The following is a 9,974-nucleotide window of genomic DNA, read 5'->3' as shown; positions in this document are numbered from 1 at the left end:
CCAGGCCATCAACGACAACAGCGCGTTTCGCCTCAATCTTATGGGCGAGAAAACCCACGATGCCGCACGCGATAATGTGCAAAATGAGCGTTATGGTGTCGCGCCTTCACTGGCATTCGGTCTGGATACGTCAACGCGTTTGTATCTGAACTATCTGCATGTGCATCAGAACAACACGCCAGATGGCGGCATTCCGACCATCGGCCTGCCGGGATACTCGTCACCGACGGCAGCTACCTCTGCACTTAATCATTCGGGTAAAGTGGCGACCAGTAATTATTACGGCACCGATTCCGATTTCGACAAATCCACCACCGATAGCGGCACTATTCGCTTCGAGCACGATCTTAGCGACAGCACCACGATTCGCAACACCACGCGCTGGTCGCGAGTGAAGCAGGAGTATCTGCTGACCGCGGTAATGGGCAGCACCATTACCACGCCAAATCCTCGTGATGTTGGCACCTGGACCTGGACGCGCAACGCAAACCTGAAAGATGTCAGTAACCGCATCCTTACTAACCAGACCAATATTACCTCGAAATTCTATACCGGTTCAGTGGGGCACGATGTCAGTGCTGGCGTGGAGTTCACGCGTGAAAACCAGACCAACTACGGCGTCAACGCCATTACTGCGCCTGCGGTGAATATCTATCATCCGATCAGCAGCATTTCCGTGGGAGGGCTGGATCGCAACGGCGCCAATGCCAACGGGCAGACCGATACCACCGGAATCTATGCCTTCGATACGCTGGCTATAACCAAAAACTTCGAGCTGAACGGCGGCATTCGCCTTGATAGCTATCACACTGATTATGACAGTGCTACGGCGTGTGGCGGCACCGGGCGCGGTGCGCTGGCGTGTCCAACGGGCATCGCACGTGGCACGCCGCTCACCACCGTTGATACTGCCAAGTCTGGCAATCTGGTGAACTGGAAAGCGGGTGCGCTCTATCGTTTGACCGAGCAGGGCAATGTTTACGTCAACTATGCTATTTCTCAGCAGCCTCCAGGCGGCAGCAGCTTTGCGCTGGCGGCAGGTGGCGCCGGCAATAGTGCTAACCGCACTGATTTCAAACCGCAAAAAGCCAAATCAAGCGAAGTGGGAACCAAGTGGCAGGTGCTGGATAAACGCTTGCTGTTGAATGCTGCACTGTTCCGTACCGATATCGAGAATGAAGTGGACGCCAACGACGACGGCACTTATTCGCAAACCGGTAAAAAACGCGTTGAGGGCTATGAGCTTTCAGCTACTGGCAACATCACCCCAGACTGGGAAGTGATTGCCGGTTACACTCAGCAGCACGCTTCGGTGAAAGAGGGCGCAGCCGTTGCTCAGGATGGCTCATCTGCTATCGCTTATACACCGAAACACGCCTTCACCTTGTGGACGCAATATCAGGCCACTGATGCGATTTCTGTTGGTGCGGGGGCGCGTTACGTGGGCAGTCTGCGTCGCGGCAGCGATGGCGCGGTAGGCACGCCAGACCATACTGAAGGTTATTGGGTGGCAGATGCGAAGCTGGGCTACAAGGTTAATAACAACTTCGATCTGCAGCTCAACGCGTACAATATTTTCGATACCCACTATGTGGCTTCCATCAATAAGAGTGGATACCGCTACCATCCGGGTGAGCCACGTACCTTCTTGTTAACGGCAAACGTCCATTTCTAAGAGTCAACGTGGGGCGTTCGCGCCCCTATTTATGAGAGAACACCGCGATGATGTATCACATTCCTGCAGTGCTGACGCCTGAAGAGGTGGCAAATTTCAGTTCGCTGCTGCAACAGGCCGAATGGATTGACGGACGCGCCACGGTGGGCAGCCAGGGCGCAACGGTAAAAAATAATCAGCAGATTGATACGCGTACGCCGCTTTATGATCGGTTGCAAACAGCAGTGATGCAGGCTTTGAACAACAACCCGCTGTTCTTTTCTGCTGCACTGCCGCGCTCTATTTCTACACCGCTGTTTAACCGCTACGAACAGGGTGAAACCTACGGTTTTCACGTTGATGGCGCGGTGAGACATAATGGTGCTGCCGGGTGGATGCGTACCGATCTCTCGGCCACGCTGTTTCTCAGTGAACCTGACAGTTATGACGGCGGCGAATTGGTGATTGAAGACACTTATGGTCAACATAAGGTGAAATTGCCTGCCGGCCATCTGGTGCTTTACCCTTCGAGTAGTCTGCACTGTGTTACACCGGTGACGCGCGGCGCACGTGTGGCATCGTTTCTGTGGATTCAGTCGATGGTGCGTGATGATAAGCAACGCGCCATGCTGTTCGAACTGGATCGTAATATTCAAAGCCTCAAAGCGCGTCATGGCGATAGCGAGGAGCTGCTGTCTCTGCTGAATATGTATCACAACCTGCTGCGGGGTTGGACGGAAGTGTAGCGAATGAGGGCAGGTTGCCGAGTGCACGTACACAACCTGATGGCTCAAAGGTTCATTTTTGAACCTTTGGCGTGTTTTCATTGAGAACGTCGGCGTCAAAATACATAAAAGGGTATGAAAGGTTCAAACATGACCCTTTTGCAATCAGAATCTGGCACAGGATGTCGATGCCAGCTTTTTAGAGACGAGGGAACGACAACGTGATGAAAAGCAAAAAACCCGCTCAGGTTTCCCTGAGCGGGTTTCTCTAAATATGGCTCCTCTGACTGGACTCGAACCAGTGACATACGGATTAACAGTCCGCCGTTCTACCGACTGAACTACAGAGGAATCGTGTGAACGAGGCGCATATTAATGGCACCTCATTAATGTGTCAACAGCTAAAAATACATTTGTATTCAACTGGCTAGCAATAGTACAAAGCGATCGCGATTTAAGCAGAACCTGCTGCAAGACGCGCCATCGGGTCCTGGCGATAAAACTGCTGTAAGTGGCGATACATCGCAGGGAAGCGATCCGCCAGTAAATCTGGTGCGCTGAAAAAGTACTCCGACAGCACGGCAAAGCATTCGGCGGGATCGCTGGCGGCGTAGGGATCGATGGTTGCCGCCTGTTCACCCACCAATTCCACTTCCGCCTCTATCTCTTCCATCGCCTGTAGCAAATCCTTCTCCCATTGGGCGACATCTCGTAAGGCAATGACGGGAATACCGCTGGTATAGCCGCTGCCGCGTGCATCGAGTTTATGCGCAATTTCATGGATGACGAGGTTGTAGCCGGAAAGATCGAAAGAGTCCTGAATATCCAACGCGTTTAATACCACTGGGCCTTGCGTCCAGCTTTGACCGGCATGCACCGCTGGAGCCTGATGGACTAAGCCGCTGCTGTCTTCCCAACGGTCATCGACATTGAACGGTTCGGGATAAATTAACACTTCATGAAAGCCATCCAGCCACTCCAGACCGAGCTTCAACACGGGCAGGCAAAACAGCAAGGCAAGACGTGCCAGCTGCCGTTCATCGAGTTGCAGCCCATTCAACAGCGAGATTTTTTTTTGTTGCAGAAAGCGTTGGGCAAGCGTGGTCAGGGCGCTTTGCTCTTCAGTCGTGAGCAGTGAAAAGATCGGTTGCGCCAGCGCCTGTTGCCAGGGAAGCGCCGTGACAGTGGTATCTACCTGCGCATTCCATGGCCATTTGAACATCGCGCGACTCACTCTGCAGGGCGGAAAGGGTTATCCTGGCGCGACAAAAAGAAAAATGCCAGCGCGGAATCAAAGCCGTGTATTCAATCAGTTACTGCAGGTTTTTTCTGTGATTAAGATGGCAAAGCAGGAAAATTGCCCTCACCCAGGCGGGTGAGGGCTGAAGACAGTTAACTCTCGCGTTCAACGCGTTGAAACTCGATCACCCATACCCACGGGTTCACTTCCCAACTGGTGGCGCCATACTGCTTCTGCCAAGCTTTTCGATAGGCTTCTTTCGGCGATTCTGCGTTCATGTTCATCGTAAAGAAGTTATTCAGGAAGTGCGTATCCGTTTGTACGCCTTCAGCCATGATGTCATCTTCACTGATGTCCTGAATCTTTTCAGCACGTACCGAGGTAATCGCCAAATCAATACGGCTGGCCCAGCGCGGCATATGAATCGCCGTTTGCCAACCAAACTGCTCGGCGTGTTCCACATCTTCATCCAACTGACCCAGTTCATTGCTGTCGGAACGATACTGACAGAAAGCCGGGCTACGGAACGGCAGTGGATCGCGTTCATATTCGGCGAGTTGTTCTTCTGGCACGATGGGGCCGCGCCAGGTTTCACGCACCCACAATCGGTCACCCGCCTGGCCAAACGGGCAGTGAGAGCTGACATCTGCCATCGACATCAATTTATAGCCATGCAGATGGTTGGCGCTAACGTCAAATGCATGCACGCCTTCGTGATGATCCTGGCCTGGGCCAAAAGCCTGGGTTTTCATAATGCGCCGGGTTTGCGTCTGCTGGCCAACCAGCAGGGCGCGGACCCGCTGTTCGGAAAAAAGAATCGGCCGTTCTTTCATTACGTACCTCATGTAGTGTTACTCACCCGGAAAACTTCGACGAATCACCCGCATCAGCAGATGTGAGAGTTAGCATAATGGGTTTGAATCAATTTGCTTAATAATTTGTCGCCTCAGTATCAGGCTATTCCTGCATATTCCGGTTTTAAAAATGGCGCTTAAGCAAAATACATGCTGGAAATGCCTTCTCCGGCGAGAGAGAACCAGAAATATCCCCTATACAGTACGTTATAACGGCCTGCATGGGAATCTTTTCAGATTTTCCCGTGAGTGTTTATCGCTTTTACCTTGTGATAGTTAGCATCATTAACTGGAATAATTCAAAAGCGTGAATACTGTTGATGGTAGAAATAGATTACGCCTGTTTAACAGAGTTATTTAACTGAAATGACGCTAAGGAAATGCCTAAAACGTGATCTCCGCTGGGAAAGCGACATTAACAGCGCTATAACAAGATCGGGATCGCATTTTTACGCTTTGCACATCCAGGAAGGATGTAAAAAAAGTGTCACGACCAGACCGCTATGATGTCCCCAGGAGCAGCACCCTGAATTGGCGGTGCTTTTATAACAGCAATAAGGAGAAGCACGATGTCACTCACCCGCTGGCAACAACGCTACGAGAACTGGCTGCAGCAAAACTGGCTGCACGATGATAAAGCCCATGATATCGCGCACCTGCGTCGTGTCTGGATGAGCGCCACGCGCATCATGCAGCACAGTGCAGCCGATCCTATGGTGGTCCTTACCGCCTGTTACTTCCATGATGTGGTTAACCTGCCAAAAAACCATCCAGAGCGCCATCTGGCTTCCACCTATGCCGCTGAAGAGACACGCCGAATTTTGCAGCAGGACTTTCCCGATTTCCCCCTGGAATTGCTCGAGGGCGTCGCCCATGCCGTCCAGGCGCACAGTTTCAGCGCACGCATTACGCCACTGACATTGGAAGCAAAAATTGTTCAGGATGCCGATCGCCTCGAGTCTCTGGGTGCTATTGGCCTCGCACGCGTTTTCTACACGGCTGGGGCGTTGGGCCGTCCGCTGTTTGACAGCGAGGATCCATTAGGAAAAGAGCGTGAATTAGACGATGTGAAATGGACGCTGGATCACTTCCAGAAGAAACTTTTACGCTTGCCCGAAACCATGCAAACCGAAGCGGGGCGCCTGCTGGCGGAACATAACGCGGATTTCCTGGTGCACTTTATGGCTAAGCTATGCGCGGAATTGCAGGGCAATCTCACCAGCATTGATGAGTCAGTATTAAGGGATTTCAGCCCTATACACTCTTAATATTAAATTTTTATGACAGTCTGTTAACTTTCATCTTCTTCCGCTACGTTGTTGTAAATCAAAAGGGAGTATGAAGATGACCGAGACCGTTAACTTAACCATTAAAATTGACCCGGCGCTGAAAGAGCACATCAAACAGTTAGCCGCCGATAACCAAATCTCCATGAGTCAGGAGATCGTTAACCGCCTGCAGGCCAGTTTACATGCGGTTGAGCAACCGGCTGTTGATAGTCTGAATACTGAAGAAGCGGTGGCTGAACAGCTCTCCGCGTCTGAACTGAAGCAGGTACGTGCACTGCTGAAGAAAGGCAAAAAGAAAAAATAAGCGATATAAAAAACCCGTCATTGACGGGTTTTTTTTATCTTTGTACTCAAGCGGCATCGACGCGGAATTGCTGTGCCCGCTGGGCGAGGCGATCAGAGAGTTCACGCAATTGCGTAGCCGAATTGACCTGATGGGCGTTGAGCGCTTCGTTTTGCTGTAGCTGATTACTCATTTCCACCACTTCGTGCGCAATTTTACTGACGCGGTGACTTTGCGCAGTGCTATTTTGCTGCAACTCATCGAGTTGCGTTACGACCCCCGAAACCGCACCGCTGATTTGTGTAAACAACACTTCCAGCGCTTTCACTTTGTCAAAACCATCATTCACATGCTGCTGAGTGTGCTGAATTAAACCATCAATCTGACGCGTTGATTCACCACTCTTTTGCGAGAGCAGCCCCATCTCTTTGGCGACAACGGAGAAACTGCGACCGTACGATCCGGCGTGGGCGGATTCAATCGCGGCATTCAACGACAGCAAACGGGTTTGCATCGACAGGCTATCCAGCATGCCGACAATTCCGGCGATATCACCCGAAGCTGTAACGATCTGCTGCATTTTGAGTTCCATATTGTCGACTTCCGTGGCGCAGTTGCGCATCAGAGCATCGGCTGACTGCGCCTCCTGCGTGGCCTGCTGAGAGAATTGCGCACCAATTTCGACTTCTTCAGACACGCGATGTAAACGCTGTGACAGATGGTGGAAGCTGGCATTCTGCGCCTGGTGTTGCTGCATCACCTGTTCATTATGCTGCTGCATATCTTCTGCACCCGCCGCCACGCTCACAGCAACGGTATTAATGTCGCTGACAATCTGCTGCAGACCGAAACGCATTGATTCGATCGACTGAAACAGCTGGCGCGTCTCTAAGCACTGGCGGCGTGGCGTATCATGACTCGGGACTAAATCACCGGTGGCAATCTGCTCCAGCTGCCGGTTGGCACGACGCAGCGGCAACAGCACGCCGCGCATCAACAGACTGGAGGCCAGCACCAGCAGCGCCATCAAAATGGCACTGACGATCAGCGACATGTTGCGACTCTGCTTTAGCGTACTAAGGGTATTTTGATTGACGCTGCTCAACTGGTGGTTGGCTTGTTCAATCTCGCTGAACCAGGCATCGTTAAACTGCTGCTGGAATGCCTGCATCGGCACCATAAAGAAGGCATTGATGTCATTGGCCGCTAACCCTTTCAACTGCTCTTGCAAACCTTCCGCTAACATCGCAAAGCCCTGAGCCAGCGGACTGTCTGCTTTAGCATGGTAGGCGGTGAACAGTGCCTGCGCTTTTTTTAACGAATCATCAGAGGCGGCCGCCAGACTTTTCCAGCTATCGACTGAGCCACTTTGCTGATCCTGCATTAAATAGATACCAGCACGGTGGCTGTTATCACTGGCGGTGAGCAATTCGATACGTGCTTTATCCAGCAGGGCCAATCTTTCCCGCAGTTGGTTGGCTTGCTGGAGTGACGTTTGCGTCTGATTAACGTGATTGCTGAGCAGCAGTACGCCCGCGAACTGCAGTAGACAGAACAGCACGATAAACAGCAAAAACTGGTTACGAAGACTGGTGAGCCAAAGCGGCAAGCGCCAGGTAAGACGTGTACGTAAACGCAGCGGTAACGAGATTACAGAAAGGAGTGACATCTAACGCCCCCAAAAATAAAAAGGAGTATTGAGAGCGGGCGTGACAGTTTGGTGACAATAGACGCGTTTCAGCGCAAAACAGCATAATACGCGTCCCTAAAGGAAATTGTGGACCTGTGGCGCTAAGTGTTTTGGCTAAGATGTTGTTCGATAAGCGGCGAAAGTAACTGTGCCACAGCAGCAAAAACCGGGACCACCACGGAGTTGCCAAACTGCTTATATGCCTGGGTATCCGAGACCGGAATACGGAACTGGCTTTGACCCGGTGCCTCAAATCCCATCAGTCGGGCGCATTCGCGCGGTGTTAACCGACGCGGACGCAGAGCCATATTGCTGGCGTGCTGGAAATCCGCTTCACCTTGCGCTTGATCCCAGCCGCGATCAATCAGGATTTCAGAACCGTCTTTATAGTAGCGCGCTGACAAGGTGCGGACACATACGTTGGGATTACGGGGATCGTTAAGGCCAAAGCCGAAGCCATTGCCTTTGGCTTTGTGCTTTTTGGCGTATTGATAGAGATAGTTCCACAGTGTCGGCGACAGGATGTATTTCGCATCTGGCGTCGGTTCCAGCAAGCTTTGCAGCGTGGGCACCTGCTGCGGATAGAGTTTTGACAGCGCGCGCAGTGAAAAACCGTCGCTCAATCCTGTGTCACGGCGAATGCCGACCAGCACAATGCGTTCGCGATGTTGCGGCAGGAAATGGCGCGCATCCACCACTTTCGCATCGGGTGTTGCGCTGTCGGCCGCATCGGCGACGTCGTAGCCAAGTTCATCCAGCGTCGCCATAATGATGGCGAAGGTGCGTCCTTTGTCATGACTCTTGAGGTTTTTCACGTTTTCCAGCACGAAGAACGGCGGCTTTTTGGCAGCGAGAATGCGGGCAACATCGAAAAACAACGTGCCCTGCGCTTCACACTCAAAACCGTGCGCACGACCTAACGCATTTTTTTTACTGACGCCGGCCAGTGAAAACGGCTGGCAGGGAAAACCCGCCAGCAGCACCTGATGATCGGGGATGGTTTGATCGATGTGCTGATAAACCGCCTGTTCGTCAGTGAGTCCTGCGGGCTGCGTCACCAAACGAATATCGCTATTGAACTGGTGTCGTTGAGGATCGCTATAGTGATTGGCTTTATAAGTACGGACCGCTTCTTTATTCCATTCACTGGTGAACACGCACTGACCGCCAATTTGCTCGAAACCACGACGAATCCCGCCGATACCGGCAAACAGATCGACAAATTGAAATTTAGGCGCGGCGTAATGTGCAGGGCGCGAAGGTAATAACGCTTGCAGACTGCTGACTTCATCACTGGAAAGGGCAGGAACGGCGCTTTTGCCCTGGCGAATGCGATTCAGACGCGGCACGCTCCAGTCGCATCCGCCCGCCTCGGTTAAGGTTTGCACCACATCGCGTGCGGCATAGATATCGAGGACCTGCATTAACAGCGATGTGGCGTCATCCGAAGGGGAAGAAAATGAGGAGGGTGAAACCGTCGCGGCGGGATCGATAGCAAGCATGCGTTTTTCCTTAACAGTGAAGCCGCTATGCTATCACTCCTCGCGTCTTCACACACTTGTTGCGCGTGCCTTTCGCTTTCACGCCAAACCGCTAAAGTTGTAGAAGCCCCAATAAAAAGGAGACGCCATGGTCGACGTCCATTCGCAAGCTATTCGCAGCAAAAATATGCGTGCCATTCGCAATCAGGACACGGCGATTGAGCAGCGTATCGCGTTGATTTTGAAAGATCGTGGCTTCAACTATCGTGTACAAGATAAAGCGTTGCCGGGTCGGCCAGACTTTGTTTTGCCACACGAGCGGGCGATTATCTTTGTCCATGGCTGCTTCTGGCATCGTCATCACTGCTATTTATTCAAGATGCCCGCCACGCGCACTGAGTTCTGGAACGGCAAAATTAACAGCAACGTTGAACGCGACCGCCGTTATATCGGGCAGTTACAACAAAGCGGCTGGAAGGTACTGATTGTCTGGGAGTGCGCGCTGCGCGGAAAATTGCGCCTGGAAGACGAGGCGTTGATTGAACGACTGGAAGAGTGGCTGCTGGCCGCCATGCACAGTGGCGAAATCGATCATCAAGGCTTGCATCACTATCGTGTTGAATAGCGTGCGATTGTTGCTTTTAGCCGCCATAACGGTTTAGATCTTCTCTTTCTCTGGGACGCGGAATCGAGCCATGAGCAGTATCAAACTGACGGTCAAACGCCTGTATCAACTCCGTGATGAGCGGATGGTGAAC

9 protein-coding genes and 1 tRNA gene are annotated in these 9,974 nt (G+C 52.1%); 5 read left to right on the top strand and 5 right to left on the bottom strand.

Going from position 1 to position 9,974, the window contains the following annotated elements; all coding sequences use genetic code 11:
- Together H7A81_RS22470 and ybiX are read left to right on the top strand one after the other, a co-directional pair.
- Positions 1-1,675, top strand: a 1,675-nt coding sequence (locus tag H7A81_RS22470; RefSeq protein WP_182058767.1) for a catecholate siderophore receptor Fiu, incomplete at its 5' end; no start/stop codon positions are given.
- Positions 1,676-1,722: 47 nt separating this feature from the next.
- Positions 1,723-2,400 carry a PKHD-type hydroxylase YbiX gene (gene ybiX / locus H7A81_RS22465; protein ID WP_097116735.1) on the top strand — a complete coding sequence of 226 codons (678 nt, stop codon included), beginning with the start codon at positions 1,723-1,725 and terminating at the stop codon, positions 2,398-2,400.
- Positions 2,401-2,654: 254 nt separating this feature from the next.
- Here the strand turns inward: ybiX and H7A81_RS22460 are convergent.
- The 3 genes from H7A81_RS22460 to H7A81_RS22450 all read right to left on the bottom strand — a co-directional run bounded on the left by H7A81_RS22460 (position 2,655) and on the right by H7A81_RS22450 (position 4,452).
- Positions 2,655-2,730: transfer RNA gene (locus tag H7A81_RS22460), tRNA-Asn, on the bottom strand.
- A 103-nt stretch (positions 2,731-2,833) separates the two neighbouring features.
- Positions 2,834-3,601, bottom strand: a complete 768-nt coding sequence (gene mtfA, locus H7A81_RS22455) for a DgsA anti-repressor MtfA (RefSeq protein ID WP_160868112.1) — start codon at positions 3,599-3,601, stop codon at positions 2,834-2,836.
- A gap of 170 nt (positions 3,602-3,771) precedes the next feature.
- Entirely contained in the window at positions 3,772-4,452 is a 681-nt protein-coding gene (locus tag H7A81_RS22450) for a hypothetical protein (protein ID WP_034824525.1), read from the bottom strand.
- Between the two features lie 590 nt (positions 4,453-5,042).
- On the opposite strand from H7A81_RS22450, the gene H7A81_RS22445 reads away from it, so the two are divergent.
- Both H7A81_RS22445 and H7A81_RS22440 read left to right on the top strand, forming a co-directional pair.
- Positions 5,043-5,741: a phosphohydrolase gene (locus tag H7A81_RS22445; RefSeq protein ID WP_034824523.1), complete on the top strand. Its 699-nt coding sequence runs from the start codon at positions 5,043-5,045 to the stop codon at positions 5,739-5,741.
- A 76-nt stretch (positions 5,742-5,817) separates the two neighbouring features.
- Positions 5,818-6,066, top strand: a complete 249-nt coding sequence (locus tag H7A81_RS22440; RefSeq protein ID WP_034824521.1) for a hypothetical protein — start codon at positions 5,818-5,820, stop codon at positions 6,064-6,066.
- A 46-nt stretch (positions 6,067-6,112) separates the two neighbouring features.
- Here H7A81_RS22440 and H7A81_RS22435 read toward each other — a convergent pair whose 3' ends face one another.
- Together H7A81_RS22435 and dcm are read right to left on the bottom strand one after the other, a co-directional pair.
- Positions 6,113-7,714, bottom strand: a complete 1,602-nt coding sequence (locus H7A81_RS22435) for a methyl-accepting chemotaxis protein (protein ID WP_160868113.1) — start codon at positions 7,712-7,714, stop codon at positions 6,113-6,115.
- Between the two features lie 122 nt (positions 7,715-7,836).
- Positions 7,837-9,237, bottom strand: coding sequence for a DNA (cytosine-5-)-methyltransferase (dcm, locus tag H7A81_RS22430; protein WP_182058766.1), 1,401 nt, complete (start codon positions 9,235-9,237; stop codon positions 7,837-7,839).
- Between the two features lie 127 nt (positions 9,238-9,364).
- Between dcm and H7A81_RS22425 the strand changes: the two genes are divergently transcribed.
- Positions 9,365-9,841 (top strand): very short patch repair endonuclease, encoded by a 477-nt coding sequence (locus tag H7A81_RS22425; RefSeq protein ID WP_034824507.1) that lies wholly within the window; start codon positions 9,365-9,367, stop codon positions 9,839-9,841.
- Positions 9,842-9,974: the final 133 nt, after the last annotated feature.

The organism is Pantoea sp. ME81, from assembly GCF_903970985.1.
Taxonomy (GTDB): Bacteria; Pseudomonadota; Gammaproteobacteria; order Enterobacterales; family Enterobacteriaceae; genus Pantoea; species Pantoea communis.
Note: the sequence above shows the minus strand (reverse complement) of the source record. Positions and strands in the feature narration are given on the sequence as shown.

What these genes read in the sequence shown, in the direction of transcription:
- ybiX (WP_097116735.1), top strand. Translation starts at nt 1,723, where the DNA reads ATGATGTATCACATTCCTGCAGTGCTGACGCCTGAAGAGGTGGCAAAT.
- mtfA (WP_160868112.1), bottom strand. Translation starts at nt 3,601, where the DNA reads ATGTTCAAATGGCCATGGAATGCGCAGGTAGATACCACTGTCACGGCG.
- H7A81_RS22450 (WP_034824525.1), bottom strand. Translation starts at nt 4,452, where the DNA reads ATGAAAGAACGGCCGATTCTTTTTTCCGAACAGCGGGTCCGCGCCCTG.
- H7A81_RS22445 (WP_034824523.1), top strand. Translation starts at nt 5,043, where the DNA reads ATGTCACTCACCCGCTGGCAACAACGCTACGAGAACTGGCTGCAGCAA.
- H7A81_RS22440 (WP_034824521.1), top strand. Translation starts at nt 5,818, where the DNA reads ATGACCGAGACCGTTAACTTAACCATTAAAATTGACCCGGCGCTGAAA.
- H7A81_RS22435 (WP_160868113.1), bottom strand. Translation starts at nt 7,714, where the DNA reads ATGTCACTCCTTTCTGTAATCTCGTTACCGCTGCGTTTACGTACACGT.
- dcm (WP_182058766.1), bottom strand. Translation starts at nt 9,237, where the DNA reads ATGCTTGCTATCGATCCCGCCGCGACGGTTTCACCCTCCTCATTTTCT.
- H7A81_RS22425 (WP_034824507.1), top strand. Translation starts at nt 9,365, where the DNA reads ATGGTCGACGTCCATTCGCAAGCTATTCGCAGCAAAAATATGCGTGCC.